Raw genomic sequence first — 17,823 nt, forward strand, 5'->3', positions numbered from 1 at the left:
CCCGCCACCAGCCCGAGCAGGGCAAATTCGCTCCACAGCGTGGCGCGCAGCAGCCGTTTACTGGCCCCCAGCGTGCGGTAGACAACCAGCTCCTGATGACGCTGACGCATGCCGACCTGCACCTGCGCCAGCAGCAGCAATATGCCACAGATCGTCACCAGCACCACCATCACCTCCAGCGCGCGGCTTACCTGCTCCAGCACCTGCCCGACCTGTTTAAGGATCGCGCCGATATCCAGCAGGCTCACCGTCGGAAATTCCCGGTTAAGCTGCGTCAGCATGCCGTTGCCGTTTTCCCAGCGGAAGCTGGTGAGCCAGCTCTGGGGCTGTCCGTCCAGCGCACCCGGCGGGAAGATGAAGAAGAAGTTTGGCCGCAGGCTTTCCCAGTCCACTTTACGCAGGCTGGTAACTTTGGCGGTGAAATCCTGGGTATCACCGGTGAAGGTCACGCTGTCGCCGAGGTTCACGTTCAGGCGTGTCGCCAGCCCCTCCTCCATCGACACTTCCCCCGCTTTCGGCGGCCAGGTGCCAGCAACGATCGGGTTATGGTCCGGACGTTTCGCCTGCCAGGTCAGGTTGAGTTCGCGGTTGAGCGATTCATCCTTATTTCCCTCCGTCGACTGGCCGTTGATCTGCGTCAGTCGGGCGCGCACGATCGGATAGAACGACTCGGGAATAATGTGATGCTCGGACAGGAAGCCCTTCAGCGGCGTCACCTGCTCGGGCGCGATGTTGATCAGGAAATAGTTCGGGCTTTCTGGCGGAAGCTGCTGCTGCCAGCGATCCAGCAGATCCCCGCGCAGCACCAGCAGAAGCGCCAGCAGCATAAACGACAGCGAAAATGCCGAGAGCTGGCTGAGGGTAGACCACGGCTGGTGCAGCAGTCGGTTAACCGCTAACCGTATGGGAAGTGATTTAACTGTCAGCTTTCTCAGCACATTAAGCAGTATCCAGCCCACTACGCCGCACAGCAGCGCCAGCACCACCGCGCCCGCCAGCACAGCCCACAGCAGCGTACTGCCGCCCATCAGCCAGGCCAGCAGCCCGACCGCCACCGCAATAATCACCGGCAGGTAGAACTTCAGCGGCCAAACGCTGGCCACCACATCGCGGCGCAGCACGCGCAGCGGCTGGGTGGCGAGTAGCAGCCGGTACGGGCGTAACCCCACCAGCAGGGAGATCGTCGTCATCGCGCCGATTGCCCACAGCCACGGCCAGAGGCTGGCAGGCGGTAATGCGGCGGGCAGTACCGGTTTGACCATCACCATCAGAAGCTTTTCAAACAGCAGCCCTATCGCCCCGCCGGTCAGAGCCGACAGCGCCAGCACCATCAGCCACTGGCCGACAATCAGCTTGCGCAGTTGCGCGCGGCCCGCGCCGAGGGTTTTGAGGATCGCCACCAGATCGTAACGGCTGCGGCAGTAGTGCCCCATCGCCACGGCAACCGCCGCAATGGCAAGCAGCAGGGTTAACAGCGCCGACAGCAGCAGGAACTGCTGAGAACGCTCAAGAGATTTGCCGAGCGCCCCGTCATCCTGCTCCAGTCCGTACCAGCGGTGTTCCGGCTTGAGCTGCGGCAGGAGCCATTTTTCGTACGCCTCCAGCTGAGCTGGCGTTCCGCCAAACTTATACCGCCAGGTGACACGGCTTCCCGGCTGGACGGCGTGGGTTTTCGCCACATCCGCGGTGTTCATCAGCAGGCGCGGCGCAAGCTGGAACGGATTAAATCCGGAGTCGGGCTCCTGCACCACTTCCCCGGCAATTTTGAGTGTCGCGTCGCCGACGTCGATACTGTCTCCGGGTTTCAGGTTCAGCAGCGCCATCAGTCGCGATGCCAGCAGGACCGTACCGGCCGTCGGTTTTAGCCCCGGCGGGCTGGTTTGTAAGTCACCGTACATCGGGTAGATGTCATCCACGGCTTTTACGCTGGCAAGCTGCGGCGTGTCGCCCGCAAAGGTCATGGTCTGGAAGGTGATTTGCTCTCCCACCTTCAGCCCCTCTTTGCGCGCTTCCTCAATCCAGCCCGGCGGCACGGGACGAGAACTTTGCAGAGCCCGGTCCCCGGCCATAAATTCCCGACTCTGCTGGCTAAGCCCTTTCTCCATACGATCGCTGACGCTACCGAGCGCCAGCACGCAGGCCACCGCCAGGCTCAACGCCAGCCAGACAATCAGCAGCGAGGGCGAGCGCCACTCCCGCCAGAACCAGCGGGCAATCATGCTTCCTCCTGAAGAATACCGTTCACCAGCCGCAGGCGGCGGTCGCAGCGGGCGGCCAGCTGCGGGTCGTGGGTAACCAGAATCAGCGTGGTGCCGTGCTCGCGGTTGAGGGAAAACAGCAGATCGGCAATTCTGTCCCCGGTTTTACGGTCGAGATTGCCCGTTGGCTCATCGGCAAACAGCACTTCCGGGCGCCCGTTAAACGCCCTGGCCAGCGCCACGCGCTGCTGCTCACCGCCGGAAAGCTGTGCCGGAAGGTGGTCGAGACGTTTTCCCAGCCCCAGCTGTTCCAGCAACGCCTTCGCGTGATCGCGGCTTTCACGGGTATTTTCACCGCGCAGCAGGCCAGGTAGCTCAACGTTTTCCAGCGCGTTCAGCGTCGGGATCAGCATGAATGACTGAAAGACAAACCCGATATGCCGGGCTCGCAGCGCGGCGCGGGCCTCTTCATCAAGCGCGTGGAGGGGCTGGCCGACCAGGTTCACTTCCCCACTGCTGCCATCGTCCAGACCGGCGAGAATGGCCAGCAGCGTGGACTTACCGGAACCGGATTCACCAATCAGGGCGATGGTTTCGGCACGTTTGACAACGAGTTCAACTCCGGTGAGGATGGAAAGCTCGTGTTCCCCCTGACCGACGGACTTCTTAAGACGATGAACTTCAACAATGTTTTCCGCTGGCATTTGCCCTTCCTGTTTTTGATGCTGATGACCTTCCGCGCGGCGGCTGCGGACACGTTATTGATTCTGGGCGACAGCCTGAGCGCGGGCTATCGTATGGCCGCCAGTGCGGCCTGGCCCGCCCTGCTCAATGATAAATGGCAGTCCCGGGCCTCTGTCGTGAACGGCAGCATCAGCGGCGATACGTCGCAGCAAGGCTTATCGCGCCTGCCTGCCCTGCTTAAGCAGCATCAACCGCGTTGGGTGCTGGTCGAACTGGGCGGTAATGATGGTTTGCGCGGCTTCCAGCCACAGCAAACGGAGCAAACGCTGCGGACCATTTTGCAGACCATTAAGGCCGCCGATGCCCAGCCGCTGCTGATGCAAATTCGCCTGCCCGCTAACTACGGCCGTCGGTATAATGAGGCGTTTAGCGCGATCTATCCTAAGCTTGCCAAAGAGTTTGATATTCCGCTGCTGCCATTTTTCATGGAAGAGGTCTATCTGAAACCCCAGTGGATGCAGGATGATGGCATTCACCCCAATCGCGATGCCCAGCCGTTTATTGCCGACTGGATGGCAACCCGGCTGGCTCCTTTAGTAAAACATGACTCGTCAAACAGCTGAGAACCTGACAGGTAAAGTTATGCAAAAATCGGTCTTAATAACAGGATGTTCCAGCGGAATTGGCCTTGAAAGCGCCCTTGAACTGAAACGTCAGGGGTTTTGGGTGCTGGCAGCCTGCCGCAAACCCGAGGATGTCGAACGCATGCGAGGGCTGGGATTTACCGGCATTCTGCTGGATCTCGATTCGCCAGAGAGCGTAGAGCAGGCCGCCGATGAGGTTATCGCCCTGACCAACAACCGTCTTTACGGTCTGTTCAACAATGCGGGCTACGGCGTGTACGGCCCGCTACAGACTCTCTCACGGGAACAGCTGGAGCAGCAGTTCTCCGCAAACTTTTTCGGGGCGCATCAGCTTACCATGCACCTTCTCCCGGCCATGCTGCCGCACGGCGAAGGGCGGATTGTCATGACCTCCTCGGTGATGGGCCTGATCTCCACGCCGGGCCGCGGGGCTTACGCTGCCAGTAAATATGCGCTTGAAGCCTGGTCCGATGCGTTGCGCATGGAGCTGCGCCACAGCGGTATTAAGGTCAGCCTGATTGAACCCGGCCCGATCCGCACCCGCTTTACGGAAAACGTTAACCAGACGCAGGCGGACAAACCGGTCGAAAATCCCGGCATCGCGGCGCGTTTTACGCTTGGGCCAGAAGCCGTCGTTGCCAAAGTGCGCCACGCGTTTGAGAGCGATACCCCTAAAATGCGCTATCCGGTCACGCTGGTGACCCATGCCGTCGGCTGGTTGAAACGCCTGCTGCCGGGGCGGATGATGGACAAAATTTTGCAGGGTTGAGTTGAAGCGACCACGCTTACCCCCATGTAAAGAGTAAACCGATAAAAGAGAATGCCGCATGTCCGTACAGAATATCGTCAACATAACTGAAGCTAACCTGCAACAGACGCTCGAACAGTCAATGACTAAACCGGTGCTGTTCTACTTCTGGTCTGAACGCAGCCAACACTGCCTGCAACTGACGCCGGTCCTGGAAAGCCTTGCCGCGCAGTACAATGGTCAGTTCATTCTGGCGAAGCTGGATTGTGACGCCGAACCGATGGTGGCTTCCCAGTTTGGCCTGCGTGCGATCCCAACCGTCTACCTGTTCCAGAACGGTCAGCCGGTGGATGGCTTCCAGGGGCCGCAGCCCGAAGAGGCGATCCGCGCCCTGCTGGATAAAGTCCTGCCGCGCGAAGAAGAGCTGAAAGCGCAGGAAGCCATGGCGCTAATGCAGGAAGGCAAGTACGACGAGGCGCTGCCGCTGTTAAAAGACGCCTGGCAGCTGTCGAACCAGAACAGCCAGATTGGTCTGCTGCTGGCAGAGACCCAGATTGCACTGCACCGCCCTGAAGACGCGGAAGCCGTGCTGAAAACGGTGCCGATGCAGGATCAGGATACCCGTTATCAGGGTCTGGTGGCGCAGATTGACCTGCTGAAACAGGCGGCGGATACCCCTGAAATTCAACAGCTTCAGCAGCAGGTTGCGGACAACCCGCAGGATGCCGCGCTGGCAAGCCAGCTGGCGCTTCAGCTTCATCAGGTGGGGCGTAACGAAGAGGCGCTGGAGCTGCTGTTTAGCCATCTTCAGAAGGACCTGGGCGCCGCAGACGGACAGGCTCGGAAGATGTTCCAGGAGATCCTGGCCGCGCTGGGTACCGGTGACGCGCTGGCGTCGAAATATCGTCGTCAGCTGTACGCGTTGCTCTACTAGCAAAAAAATGCCCGGTGGCGCTAACGCTTACCGGGCCTACAAAAGCAGATATTACCCCGTCTTTTTCAACTGCGTCACCACCAGCTGGTGGCGAGCGTTGTAAAACTTCCGATAGGTCAGGTAGCAGGCAATGATGGTGGACAGGCTCGCCGTAGAGAGCAGCATAAACGTCACCATAATCTGGTATTTAATGGCTTTTACCGGATCGATACCGGCAAAAATCAGCCCCGACATCATGCCCGGCAGGCTCACCAGACCCACCGTTTTGGCGGAATCCACCGTTGGGATTAGCGAAGAGCGAATGCTGTCGCGGATCAACCTCGCCGAGGCCACCTTCGGCGTCGCGCCAAGGCTTAGCTTCTCCTGAAGCTGCTGCTGTTCACTGCTGAACCGTTGCCCCAGATTGTTGTAGCACAACCCGACCGCCACCATCGCATTGCCCGCAATCATCCCGGAAATGGGGATCACCTGCATCGGCGTAAATTCTATCGAGCCGGAAAGCACCAGCACAGCCAGCGTTAACGCGGTCCCGGTAGTGATGGCGATCAACGACGAAATGAACGCTTTATCGATGTATTTACTGCGTTTCTGCGCGTTCCATGCCGCGTTAAAGCAGATAAACAGCACCATCAACAGGGTCAGCACGGCATGATTGACGTTGAAGATGTATTTCAGCACATAGCCGACGATGATGAGCTGAATGACCGCGCGGGCGATACTCCAAAGAATATCTTTTTCCAGCCCCAGTTTTTCCCGGTAGCTGACCACAATCGCCACCAGCACCAGGACCATCGACAGCGCCAGCGATTCGTTAGTTATGTTATGTTCACCCACGGTGAGCCTCCTCCATTTTCCCGCCCTGCGGCCTGAGCGTGATGACATCATCCGCATGGGTAATTTCATTTGAATCATGCGTCACCCACAGCACGGCAATATTCTGCTCCCGGGCGTAGCGATGGATAATGTCATTGACGTTGCGCTTGTTAGCGTCATCCAGCGCGCTGGTGATTTCGTCCAGCAACAGCGCCTTCGGCAAGAATTGCAGGTTACGGATCAGCGAGACGCGCTGCTTTTCCCCTCCCGACAGTTCGGCGATCGATTTGGTCAGCGTCTCCGGCGAAAGCCCGAACCGGGTCAGATCGTCGGTAAACTTTTTCGGATCAGGCGTTTGGTTGCGGATGTGCCAGGGGAAAACCAGATTGTCGTACACCGTGTCGCCAAACAGGGACGGCGTTTGCACGCAGTATGACACCTGCTGGCGATAGCTTTCCGGTGAAAGCGTGGCGATATCTTTTCCTGCAAACAGGATGGTTCCCTCCGTTGGGCTCAGTAGCGAAGCCACGATTTTCAGGAGGGTGCTTTTGCCGCAGCCGGAGGGACCGGTTATCAGTTTAAATTCGCCCGGAGAGAGACAAAAATCGACGTGCTGAAGGATGGTGTTATCACCCACACGAAAGCCAACATCCCTGATATCCAGAAGATTTTTTTTATTATTCATTCCGATTCCATTAACCGCTGTGATAAGAAGAGCCTTTAGCATAATCCTTTCCGCTACGCAGCGCGAATAGCCTTAACCTATAGCAAGTGTTAAACTTTTTGCTCGCTAATTGTCACCTCTATAACTACAGGAAGTCAGCAACATGACACATATCTTTTATGAGTTCTCTTCCCTGAAGCCTGGTGTTCCTGATGTGGAAACATTAATGGAAGTCATCAATTCTTCTGAACTCACGCGTTTTGTCATGGGTGCAGAGGTGGTCGATTTTGTTAAGAAGGCGCTCATCGTTAACACCACAATCGGTAGCTTTAAAAACTGCTATTTTGCTTTCGATGATGGAGCTTACTTTCTCGAGTTTGACGGCAAGGGTAAATCCAGACGCTTTACTGAGGTGCCGGACTGGTTCGTTTCCCCCGCGGAATTTGCCCGCTCGCAATGGCTGATTAACCATGATCTGGCCGATGTGAGGGCGACGGCGTTTATTGACGTGCTGATGTCCTATCCGCTTAAAGAGCGCCGGGCGCACTGCAATCTGCTGTTTGGTCTGGATCTGCATAAGGTCAATGTGGTTCCGGCGCCTACAGCCCCTGCCGGAAAAATGGGCAATAAAAACGGAAAAACCACCAAGCCTCGCGTCACGGATCTCGGCTCTTTTGAGCTTTTTACCGCGTTCTTTGCGCGTATGAAAACCGCCGTCAATGCTAATGAATTCCCTACCCTACAGGTACTGACCGGCCAGGAGGATCTTACAAAAGCGCCGCACAGCTTAAAGCAAGGGATCAGAACCTGGTTTAAAGCGATTACCGGCGATCTGCCGCCGAACAACAAACGTGTCGGGGCGGGCAATGCGGTATTGTTCTGCGCTCCCGTTCGCGAGCAGATCCAGCAGATAGAGGCCATCGGCCTGGAAAAATACTATCAGGGCTTATCAAAAGCCATCGCTGACGCCGGGGATGGGTTTATCACTGACTTCAGCTATACCTGGTCTGAAAAGTAACGCTTTGCGCCCCGCATCCCGAACGGGGCGTTTTATTTCTGCCAGTCCGGTTCCCACCTCTTTACAGGGGCGAAATCCTGTTCGTTAGCCGATATACTTACGTTCAACAAATACGCAGTTTTTCTCGTTACGGCATGCAAAACAGGAGGTTTTTATGCTCATCGTTGTTCCCGTCCTTATTTTCGTTGCGCTGGTTATCGTGGGCGCAGGCGTCAAAATTGTCCCGCAGGGTTACCAGTGGACCGTCGAACGCTTCGGTCGCTACACCAATACCCTTCAGCCGGGTTTAAGCCTGATCGTCCCGTTCATGGACAGAATTGGGCGCAAGATCAACATGATGGAGCAGGTGCTGGATATCCCTTCTCAGGAAGTCATCTCCAAGGATAACGCCAACGTCACCATCGATGCGGTGTGCTTTATTCAGGTGATTGATGCGCCAAAAGCGGCCTATGAGGTGAGCAACCTGGAGCTGGCGATCGTCAACCTGACCATGACCAACATCCGTACCGTGCTTGGCTCGATGGAGCTGGATGAAATGCTCTCCCAGCGCGACAGCATTAATACCCGCCTGCTGCACATTGTGGATGAAGCCACCAATCCGTGGGGGATCAAAGTGACACGCATTGAGATCCGCGACGTGCGCCCACCGGCAGAGCTGATAGCTTCCATGAACGCGCAGATGAAGGCCGAGCGTACCAAGCGTGCCTATATTCTTGAAGCCGAAGGGGTGCGTCAGGCTGAAATCCTGAAAGCGGAAGGGGAAAAACAGTCGCAGATCCTGAAAGCCGAGGGCGACCGTCAGTCTGCCTTCCTCCAGGCGGAAGCGCGTGAACGTTCGGCAGAAGCGGAAGCCCGCGCGACGCAAATGGTCTCCGAGGCGATTGCCGCCGGGGATATCCAGGCCGTGAACTACTTCGTCGCACAAAAATATACCGATGCGCTGAAGGAGATCGGCTCCGCGAACAACAGCAAGGTGGTGATGATGCCGCTGGATGCCAGCAGCCTGATGGGGTCTATCGCCGGAATTGCCGAACTGATCAAAGACGGCGGAAACGAGCGTAAAAAATGATCGAGCTCATCGTTGCACATCCTCATGCGTTCTGGCTAAGCCTTGGCGGACTGCTGCTGGCCGCTGAGATGCTTGGCGGCAACGGTTATCTGCTTTGGAGCGGGGTTGCCGCGGTGATTACCGGGCTGGTCGTCTGGCTGCTGCCTGTTGGCTGGGAGTGGCAGGGCGCGCTGTTTGCCGTGCTGACGCTGCTGGCCGCCTGGCTGTGGTGGCGCTGGCTGAACAAACGGGTGAAGGCGCAGAAGCCGGTCGACGCGCATCTCAACCAGCGTGGGCAGCAGATCGTGGGTAAACGCTTTACGCTTGATAACACGCTGATCAACGGACGCGGTCATATGCGCGTGGGGGACAGTTCGTGGCCGGTGGTGGCCGACGATGACCTCAGCGCCGGCACGCGGGTTGAGGTCATTGCGGTGGAAGGCATTACCCTGCGGGTTAAAGCCTGTTAGGCGTGGGTTTTACGGTGGCAGCAGCCGGAAAGATTGTCGATAATCGGGCACTCGGCGCTGTCATCTCCCGGGCAGGATTCTGCCAGCTGTAACAGTTGCTCACGCATCGCCTGTAATTCGATGATATGGCGTTCGATCTCCGCCACTTTTTCCAGCGTACGTTTTTTCACGTCGGCACTGTGGCGTTTCGGATCGTTAAACAGGTTAACCAGCTCGCCGCACTCTTCAAGGTTAAATCCTACCTGTCTTGCCTGGCGCAGTAACGTCAGTTCATCAAGATGCAGCTGCGTATAGCTGCGGTAGCCGTTCTCACTGCGCAACGGTGGCGTCACCAGCCCTTTTTCCTCATAAAAGCGAATCGCTTTGCTGGTTAAGCCGGTTTTTTTCGCAACATCGCTGATATTCACATTTCCCCCTTGACCTTCCCCTTGATGGTGGGATTCTGACAGGCGCATCTCCGTAAGCTACTGCGCCAAATCAGTATTTGGCAGACTTAACTAACCCGTCCCCCCGCTTTGCCTCCAGAGTGTGGACACAATGTGGACATTCCGCTGAGAGGATTATAGCTTACAGCGTCCAGTAAATAATCTGGTGCGAAGTGTGCATAAACCATCGTTTGAGAAATATACGCATGACCCAAGATTCGCTGTAAAGCAATGATGTTGCCCCCTTCATCATAAAGTGCGTTGCGAACGTGTGCCGTAAAGCATGGGCCGCCTGTGCATCTGGCAAATTGGGTTTTGCTTCTTTCATCCTCAAGCGGAACGTTTTATAACTTACCCGAAAAAGCCGCCCTGATTCCCTGTCTTTGATTTTCCTGGCGATATCATCCGATAGCGGAACAACGCGTCTTTCACCGTTCTTTGTCAGGGTAAACATAACCCTAATACCGACAATATTTTCCGCTTTCAGACTGTATGCTTCCCCCCTAGCCATCAGTAGAATCGCAATGCGGTGGTAAGCCCACGCCGATCACAGCGGTATCTCGATCAAATATGGCATCAAATTTGTGCTGAACTCGCACTCCGCGAACTTCCTGTTTTCGGTCTTTGCGTCGCTGAATCCCATTATGACGGTACTCAGTACTGGCATGGCCTGTTGTTTACAGCACCAGAGCACAATGCAGAGTTGAAAGAGGTTCATGGAAGACTACGCAACGCTTGAGGATGCGGAATAGTAAACTGTTTAGTATGGTAAACAGCCCGGCTGTGAACTCAAGTCGTTTGATCCGGCGTTGGGTAGCACTACGGGTAATGTCGTCAAATACATCTAAAAAAAAACAGTGATGTTTACGCTCTGGACGGCAACAGCGATCACGAAAATGGACGCCCTATGAAGGAAACCTCTAAGTACGCAACGGCCTAGGCGTCATGTTGGGGTATACGCCAATTCCAGTTTTTATGGGGAGCGCAATTATCAGCCTGGCTTTAACTGCGTCGCCTGAGAAATCAGGAGTTAACTGACAAAGTTAGCGCTATCTTTGGCGAGTTGCATCGCGCCACTCACGCGTGAGATTGGCAGGGTTACATCACTTTGCAGGGTGGCCCTTTTGTTTCCCTCTCCAAACTTGTTCTCCGCGCCTGGTAACAATACGAAAACGAGCCGACCAGCTACGGCGAATATCAGTAGGCTATTAAGGTCCTGGTTATACCTGCGTCCAGCATTTCATTCGTAGAAATGGGTCCCCATTCTTATCGCATTGTGAGGTTGAAACTCAAATCTTCAGACCGCATAGATACGGGTTTTGACCTTAAGGGCGCGTCTGCGTCCTCTTGGACTCGTGTTAAAAACTGTACAGAATATGAAAAATATACAAATAGAGCGGGCTAAATTCACCACAAGAAGAACCAGAGCAGTATGAAATTGGTCAAATTAGCCGTGAACAGAAAAAGCGGCTTAATGAAAGTATTAGAAACTACAAACCAGAACGGCAGAAATTACCTGCTGATGAATTAGAGACGCTTGCAAATCATATGTCTGCTTCAGATTGCGATAAATCAGACCAAAATTACATGAAAGTGTCGTCGGCTATCCGCGATGAGTTAGCAACTCAGCGCAGTAGTGTTGTGAGGGCTGCGTTAATAACTGATCATCGTCGTTATCAGCTTTCCTCATTTGGGGATTAAGTCCATACCTGATATTGATGCACTTCGGCGCGGGGCCTCGCTTTCTTTTAGGAGCATCTTGTTTACCTGAACGATGGTTATTTAGTGGAAAAGACTAAAGCGATGTACTGTAAGGCAAGTGATTGTGATGCAGAGTTAAGTAACCTATGGCGATGTAAAGCTCTGCCAAGCTTGTACAGCGAAGCTGAAGGCGAAGGAGTTCTCGAACCAGTGCCGCGATGAAGTTAAGCATAGAGTAAAAGCGCAAAGGAAACGGGAGAATAACGTCCTCCTTGAAAGACTAAGGATTGCGCACATAATTGGGGGTAGACGTGGGCAAGTACTTTAATGATTATGAGCCAGAAGCTGACTATCAAAACTGACTTTATTATCACGTGTCGTCTCATGAAGAACGCGATTCGCAAAGTCAGTATATACCTCCACGTGAAGAGCAAAAAGATAGCGTTCCTAAACCTGAGGTTATACAAGCCGAATGGTAAGTAGTTAATGTGTTTAGTGATTACACTGAACAGAATGCATAAGTTTAAGCAGCGGAGCTAAATTATTTCAACTCTATAGATAATATTTGTACTAAATCATTAAAAGAATGATAGCGATAAAATGCAAGGAAAAAATAATTGACGTTTTTAAAAAATGCACTATGGAGGCATGTGACACCTTCATAGTGCTTAAATGATTATGAGTAGTATGATCTATGCAAATTACTGATTGCTTCACCTTCAGTAATTAAATGCGTAGCTGATCCTTGTCTTATATAATAACTATTTTCAAAGTGGCAGACTTCTCCAACACTTTTTATTTCGATTTTCAAAACATGCAACCCTTCGTATGAACATAATGAAATATCTTTCAGTATTTGCTGTTTTAATGCATCACTAAATTTAAACGATTCGATTTTTTGTTTTATGAACAGGAAGTAATTATCTATGTTTTTTGAATGAATTATGGCTTCATGATCAATTCCATTGATGAAGTATCCATTAGACTCAATAGGTGTAACACCATATAATTTTTTAACTCTTTCTGCCGTAGCTTTGGTGTCGGAGATGCCTACCAAGATATAACCATTTGCTTCCCTACCGATATTATTAATTGCTACAGCCGTTTGAACAATATTAATAAAACAATCTTCATCTATTTTGTTTTCGCCTGACAGGATGAATAAACCCTGTTTAAAATCATAATTTGGCTGTTCTGTTCTTGAATTATTAAGTAGGGTTCTTATCAGCGTTTGCCATGCATGATTGATAAATTTACGTTCTGACTCTTTAAAATATCGTTTAATTAAAGCGCATAAGTCTTCGACACTTTTCTGACGAGCGCTAGCTGCCCAGCGACCACCTTCGGTTTGTACCATTGAACGTTGTACACTGTCCCCGAGCTGTGCGATAAATTTCTGTTCATCATCAAGTTGCATGTTTTCATTTATTACTAATTCATACAAAGCAAGAAAAACCGCTTGATAGTAACGTGGGCATTCTTGAGATGAAGACGTATTGCCTAGAATATGTGTTCTGAAATTCAAATCGTTATCATCAAATAGCTTTTGAATCATCTCATATACGATGAGATAATTATTTATAATTTTCTCCGCACTATTTGTCTGAATATAATTCTCTAATTGGGTTCGTGTATGGATTGCATGAGTCGTCGAACCTTCACCGTAAAATGTATCAAGTGATGATGACCCCGATGTAGGCTTGTCATCTAAGAAAATATAACCTAAGATGTTTGCGACTAACTCTTCGTCGTCAGAATCCCTGATACTAGGCCTACTAATTATATGATTTCTAATATAGAAATGGTTATCAATATTTATTCCATAATCAAGACCGTCATTGCAAATGGATATGTTATGTATTTTATTAAGTCCCATTATATCGCTATGAGTAGTATCACCTCTTATAATGGTTGAGATTTTTCTCACTAATTCTGAAAAATTACTTACGCAACCCGCGCTCCGTAGTTCTTGTTTCGATAAAATCTTACCATTGGAATTTATACGGCGAAATACTTCGTCAATGTGATCCTCAGTTGAGGAGTATTCCGATATGGCAAATCTATAGCGAGCAATTAATGCGGAGCTTTCACGAGATAACACTGGTTCTTTTTGTTGAATTTTGCCACTATCTTTTAGTTCTTTTGTTAATGCAATAGCATCTAAATCAAAGTATTTGCCATTTAACGAGAATCGCTGTTCAATAAAACTCATTAAAGCTTCTAGTCTTTGCATACCATCGAGAATTTCTCTTTTGTTGTCAATGGAAACGAATAATAGCAAAGGGATAGGATACTGTTGAGTCATTGATGAGATCAATGCGGTTTTCTCGTTAAGGGACCATACTAACTTTCTTTGGTATCTTCGATTTATAATTAATTTATCTTCTAAATACCATTCATATAATTCTTCTGCTGTCTTGGAGTCAATATCTAAGTTTTCATTAGCCATTTGATGTATCTCGAATATTTAGTAAAGAAACAGATAGGACACGTATTGGATTAAAATACATTGAATTTGTATCTGAAGTCAATCTGATGGACAAACTTCCAACTGCACAATTATGCATAAAACTGCACAATAAAATTGGTCGTCTTTTGGTCCTATAGCGACAGTATCTCCTCTATCTAGCGGTGAATCTGCAAATGCACATAAACACGCAAGTTTGTCAGGCGCAGGTGACGGGGGAACAGCCCACGCGAAAGAGGTGAGGGAGGAGATGCATTTAAATGCCATTTTTCGGCCTTTCCTGCCTTTTACGCTTCTAGGTGTACGCGGGGTCAATTGCAGTTTGCGGCTGCCAGTGTGGCGCTTATGGGTTCAGTGTGAGGGGCGATAAATTTAGTGCAGAACGGTTGGTCGGTTATGCGGTGATTGAAAATTACTCAAGGAGAACTGCCGCAGGATGCGCGGCGGGTAGAATGGGTCCCTCGTCTTTGAGCAGAGCGTAGGAATTGAAGCGTATCACTTCCTGACCGAGCCAGTCATGAATGCCTTCATTGCTTCCATCACCGAGCGATCCATTGCCTTCTGGTATTGCGCCCATCAACTGCGGCGGAATGAAGCGAGCGGCGCTCAAATCGTTGCACGTTGCCGATTTGATGTTAAGAAACTCATCCTTTGCTGATATCCCACGCGATGCCTTTCCCTCCTTGCACTATGGAAATAATCAATTCAACCTGATTATTTAACAAAAACCCTGCGCTGTAATGATGTTTTTCTCTTGTCAATGCGCCCAAATCCGATAAAATCAAAATTATTTGTAACAAAAAGACAATATTTTATTAATCATAGAAGATAGGTTTATGGCATTGGTTAGCTGCCCAGAGTATCTTAAGGATGTAAGTGATACAGCATTGCGTTGCCGTCATGTGGGAAGCAACTTAAAAAGCCACGACGTTCACTTTTTGGAAAAGTCATCAAGTGGTCTTTTATATTGTTCAACTTATTTATAATCTACTGCCTCTTCGCAGGATTAGTTGGTAGTGGTGATGTAATAAATCACGCAACTTCCGATGCAGAAAGATCTGGGGCTGCAATTGGTACAGGTCTAGGTTTAATGGCAATCGTTAGTGTTTGGGTTATAGGCAACATAATCATCGGTAACCTTGTATTCCTGATAAGACCAAAAGGATGATTAAATGAAAAAGCTTTTTTTAAATTTAATAGCATCATTTGTGGCACTCAATGCAGCGTCTGTGTACGCAGGAAGTGAACATAAAAACTTCAATGCAGTCCTTGAATGTCGGGGTATGGAAAATAATGCTGAACGACTTTCTTGTTACGACAAATCAATACCGCCATCACGAACACAAAATGCTGAGAAATTCGAGAGTAGGGATCAATGCCCCGAGGAGAAAGGCGACGATAAACGACTATCTTGTTACGATCGCTTCTTCTCACCAACGTTTAAAACTACAACAAGCTCGATAAACACGTCAGCAAAAAATGATTATCAGCAACCTGACCGAGCGAAGTTGTTAGAGTGCCAAAGTGAAATTAATGGCACTAAAAGGCTGGCATGTTTCGACAAGTTATTCCCGCAGACTACATCCGCAGAAACTGAGGCTGCGCAAGATACTGTTTCTAACCCTGGCAAGTGGCAAACATCGATTAGCACCTCACCGGTAGACGACTCAAAAAACATAATCCTCTCACTTAACAGTAATGATTACATTCGAACACCTTTTGGTGAAAGTGTGATTCCAACAATGTATGTAGCCTGCCGCGAAAAGAAAACGGAGGTATTCATTAACTGGGATGTGTACCTGGGCCTTGAGCAAACGAGCATGCTCTACCGCCTGGATAAGCAGAAAGCAGTTGAAAAAGAATGGTCTATCTCAACTGATACCAAAGCGGTTTTTTACAAGGGTAGTGACATTGATTTCATTAAATCTCTAGCCAAAGCAGACAAAATGTTCACCAGAATCACCCCATACAATGAAGCCCCTGTGAGTGCAACCTTCGATCTGAAGGGCCTTTCAGATGCAGTGAAACCGCTTCAAAAAGCTTGTGGTTGGAAGTAAACCAAGTTTATGTCATTAAACAGAGCTACCTTCAGACGATGAAGAGTAACTTGTTATGAAAAAAGCCCCGCTCAATAAGCGGGGCTTTGTCATTGTAATGTGGACACTTTTGTCGAAGTGTGGACGCTATGTGGACGCTGATTTTAAAAATCCCTTTCAATCAGCAATTTAAATTCTTGACCTTCCCCTTGATGGAAGGTTTAACCTTCATAACAGTTAGCGAAAAGCAGAGTGAAGGTCAACAATTGACCAGAACATTATACGGGAGTTTTGTTATGTCTCACACTATTGACCTGACACTGGACGGCCTCTCCTGCGGCCACTGTGTCAAACGCGTTAAAGAAAGCCTGGAGCAGCGTCCTGACGTGGAAAGCGCTGAGGTGACTATCGATCATGCCGCCGTGACCGGCAGCGCCAGCGCCGACGCGCTGATTGATACCATTAAACAGGCCGGTTACGGGGCGGAGTTAAGCCACCCAAAGGCTAAACCGCTGGCAGAGTCATCATCCCCGTCGGAAGCACTGACAGCGGCCACTCCTGAGCTTCCGGTAGCTGATGACATTGATGACAGCCAACAGCTGCTGATCAACGGCATGAGCTGCGCCAGCTGCGTCTCCCGGGTACAAAACGCCTTACAGGCGGTACCGGGCGTCGCACAGGCACGGGTAAACCTGGCGGAGCGTACTGCGCTGGTGATGGGCAGCGCCTCCGCCGCAGAGTTAGTGCAGGCCGTGGAGAAAGCGGGCTACGGGGCGGAGGCCATCGAAGATGATGCCGAGCGCCGCGAGCGCCAGCAGGAAACGGCTGTCGCCACTATGAAGCGTTTCCGCTGGCAGGCGATTGTCGCCCTGCTGGTCGGTATTCCGGTGATGGTGTGGGGCATGATGGGTGACAACATGATGGTCACCGCTGACAACCGCACCCTGTGGCTGGTGATTGGTCTGATTACCCTTGCGGTGATGGTGTTTGCTGGCGGACATTTCTATACCAGCGCCTGGAAGAGCCTGAAAAACCGCACCGCGACGATGGACACGCTGGTCGCGCTCGGTACCGGCGCGGCGTGGCTGTATTCGATGAGCGTGAACGTCTGGCCGCAGTGGTTCCCGATGGAGGCGCGCCATCTCTATTATGAAGCGAGTGCGATGATTATCGGTCTGATTAACTTAGGCCATATGCTCGAAGCCCGCGCGCGTCAGCGCTCGTCGAAAGCGCTGGAAAGATTACTCGATTTAACCCCGCCGACGGCCCGCGTGGTCACGGACGACGGGGAAAAAAGCGTTCCGCTCTCAGAGGTACAGCCGGGAATGACGCTGCGCCTGACCACCGGCGACCGCGTGCCCGTCGACGGTGAAATCACCCAGGGCGATGCCTGGCTGGATGAAGCGATGCTGACCGGCGAGCCGATACCCCAGCAGAAATCTCAGGGCGATGCGGTGCATGCGGGTACGGTGGTACAGGACGGCAGCGTGCTGTTCCGCGCCAGCGCGGTCGGCAGCCATACCACGCTGTCACGCATCATTCGCATGGTCCGCCAGGCGCAGAGCAGTAAGCCGGAGATTGGTCAGCTTGCCGATAAAATCTCCGCCATTTTTGTGCCGGTGGTCGTCGGTATTGCCCTGCTGAGCGCGGCGATCTGGTATTTCTTCGGCCCGGCGCCGCAGATTGTCTACACCCTGGTGATCGCCACCACGGTGCTGATCATCGCCTGCCCTTGTGCCCTTGGCCTGGCCACGCCGATGTCGATTATCTCTGGCGTCGGACGCGCCGCCGAATTTGGCGTACTGGTCCGTGATGCTGACGCCCTGCAACGGGCAAGCACGCTGGACACCCTTGTCTTTGATAAAACCGGCACGCTCACCGAGGGCAAACCGCAGGTGGTGGCCGTCAGTACCGTTGGCTGTACGGAGACGGACGCCCTGCGCCTTGCCGCCGCGCTGGAACAAGGTTCCAGC

Annotated in this window: 15 protein-coding genes and 3 pseudogenes; 10 read left to right on the forward strand and 8 right to left on the reverse strand. The window is 51.8% G+C overall.

What is annotated here, in order from left to right; translation table 11 throughout:
- Together ybbP and ybbA are read right to left on the reverse strand one after the other, a co-directional pair.
- Positions 1 to 2,219: putative ABC transporter permease subunit YbbP (gene ybbP / locus DD606_RS20535; RefSeq protein WP_139158327.1), on the reverse strand; the 2,219-nt coding region annotated here is incomplete at its 3' end.
- Entirely contained in the window at positions 2,216 to 2,902 is a 687-nt protein-coding gene (gene ybbA / locus DD606_RS20540; protein WP_003858931.1) for a putative ABC transporter ATP-binding protein YbbA, read from the reverse strand. The genes ybbP and ybbA, both read right to left, overlap by 4 nt.
- Between ybbA and tesA the strand changes: the two genes are divergently transcribed.
- Genes tesA through DD606_RS20555 form a run of 3 tightly spaced genes read left to right on the forward strand, consistent with a single transcriptional unit; the run spans position 2,873 to position 5,208 of the window.
- Positions 2,873 to 3,505, forward strand: coding sequence for a multifunctional acyl-CoA thioesterase I/protease I/lysophospholipase L1 (gene tesA / locus DD606_RS20545; RefSeq protein ID WP_045350626.1), 633 nt, complete (start codon positions 2,873 to 2,875; stop codon positions 3,503 to 3,505). The genes ybbA and tesA overlap by 30 nt on opposite strands.
- Positions 3,486 to 4,295 carry an SDR family oxidoreductase gene (locus DD606_RS20550; protein ID WP_104468573.1) on the forward strand — a complete coding sequence of 270 codons (810 nt, stop codon included), beginning with the start codon at positions 3,486 to 3,488 and terminating at the stop codon, positions 4,293 to 4,295. Before tesA ends, DD606_RS20550 begins: the two co-directional genes overlap by 20 nt.
- Before the next feature lie 58 nt (positions 4,296 to 4,353).
- Positions 4,354 to 5,208 (forward strand): co-chaperone YbbN, encoded by an 855-nt coding sequence (locus tag DD606_RS20555; protein ID WP_003858935.1) that lies wholly within the window; start codon positions 4,354 to 4,356, stop codon positions 5,206 to 5,208.
- Between the two features lie 51 nt (positions 5,209 to 5,259).
- On the opposite strand, the gene fetB is transcribed toward DD606_RS20555, so the two are convergent.
- Both fetB and fetA read right to left on the reverse strand, forming a co-directional pair.
- The gene (gene fetB / locus DD606_RS20560) at positions 5,260 to 6,042 is read right to left on the reverse strand and encodes an iron export ABC transporter permease subunit FetB (protein WP_017383223.1); all 783 of its coding nucleotides are present in this window, start codon (positions 6,040 to 6,042) and stop codon (positions 5,260 to 5,262) included.
- Positions 6,035 to 6,706, reverse strand: coding sequence for an iron ABC transporter ATP-binding protein FetA (gene fetA / locus DD606_RS20565; RefSeq protein WP_015571235.1), 672 nt, complete (start codon positions 6,704 to 6,706; stop codon positions 6,035 to 6,037). The genes fetB and fetA overlap by 8 nt, the downstream gene beginning before the upstream one ends.
- A 142-nt stretch (positions 6,707 to 6,848) precedes the next feature.
- Here fetA and DD606_RS20570 point away from each other — a divergent pair, with 142 nt between their 5' ends.
- The 3 genes from DD606_RS20570 (at position 6,849) to DD606_RS20580 (ending at position 9,221) form a co-directional block, all read left to right on the forward strand.
- Complete coding sequence (locus DD606_RS20570; RefSeq protein ID WP_063136478.1) at positions 6,849 to 7,703, forward strand: hypothetical protein; 855 nt, start codon at positions 6,849 to 6,851, stop codon at positions 7,701 to 7,703.
- Positions 7,704 to 7,857: 154 nt separating this feature from the next.
- Positions 7,858 to 8,772, forward strand: coding sequence for an SPFH domain-containing protein (locus DD606_RS20575; protein WP_003858941.1), 915 nt, complete (start codon positions 7,858 to 7,860; stop codon positions 8,770 to 8,772).
- Entirely contained in the window at positions 8,769 to 9,221 is a 453-nt protein-coding gene (locus DD606_RS20580) for an NfeD family protein (RefSeq protein WP_022650512.1), read from the forward strand. The genes DD606_RS20575 and DD606_RS20580 overlap by 4 nt, the downstream gene beginning before the upstream one ends.
- Here DD606_RS20580 and cueR read toward each other — a convergent pair.
- Positions 9,218 to 9,628, reverse strand: coding sequence for a Cu(I)-responsive transcriptional regulator (gene cueR / locus DD606_RS20585; protein ID WP_017383222.1), 411 nt, complete (start codon positions 9,626 to 9,628; stop codon positions 9,218 to 9,220). The two genes, DD606_RS20580 and cueR, sit on opposite strands and share 4 nt — an antisense overlap.
- Positions 9,629 to 9,714: 86 nt before the next feature.
- Positions 9,715 to 10,181, reverse strand: a pseudogene (locus tag DD606_RS26650) (tyrosine-type recombinase/integrase); the annotation flags it as partial.
- Here DD606_RS26650 and DD606_RS20595 point away from each other — a divergent pair.
- Positions 10,176 to 10,385 carry a replication endonuclease gene (locus tag DD606_RS20595; protein WP_129259051.1) on the forward strand — a complete coding sequence of 70 codons (210 nt, stop codon included), beginning with the start codon at positions 10,176 to 10,178 and terminating at the stop codon, positions 10,383 to 10,385. The pseudogene DD606_RS26650 and the gene DD606_RS20595 sit on opposite strands and share 6 nt — an antisense overlap.
- A gap of 1,638 nt (positions 10,386 to 12,023) precedes the next feature.
- Here DD606_RS20595 and DD606_RS20600 read toward each other — a convergent pair.
- Positions 12,024 to 13,796, reverse strand: coding sequence for a DUF262 domain-containing protein (locus DD606_RS20600; protein ID WP_129259053.1), 1,773 nt, complete (start codon positions 13,794 to 13,796; stop codon positions 12,024 to 12,026).
- Between the two features lie 430 nt (positions 13,797 to 14,226).
- Positions 14,227 to 14,475 (reverse strand): annotated as a pseudogene (locus DD606_RS20605) (hypothetical protein); the annotation flags it as partial.
- A 175-nt stretch (positions 14,476 to 14,650) separates the two neighbouring features.
- Here DD606_RS20605 and DD606_RS26505 point away from each other — a divergent pair.
- The 3 genes and pseudogenes from DD606_RS26505 to DD606_RS20620 all read left to right on the forward strand — a co-directional run.
- Positions 14,651 to 14,982, forward strand: a pseudogene (locus DD606_RS26505) (hypothetical protein).
- Positions 14,983 to 14,986: 4 nt separating this feature from the next.
- Complete coding sequence (locus DD606_RS20615) at positions 14,987 to 15,871, forward strand: type VI secretion system-associated protein TagO (RefSeq protein WP_129259055.1); 885 nt, start codon at positions 14,987 to 14,989, stop codon at positions 15,869 to 15,871.
- A 275-nt stretch (positions 15,872 to 16,146) separates the two neighbouring features.
- The coding region (locus tag DD606_RS20620) for an HAD-IC family P-type ATPase (protein WP_129259057.1) at positions 16,147 to 17,823 on the forward strand (1,677 nt) is incomplete at its 3' end.

The organism is Enterobacter cloacae complex sp. GF14B, assembly GCF_004136805.1.
Taxonomy (GTDB): Bacteria; Pseudomonadota; Gammaproteobacteria; order Enterobacterales; family Enterobacteriaceae; genus Enterobacter; species Enterobacter hormaechei_C.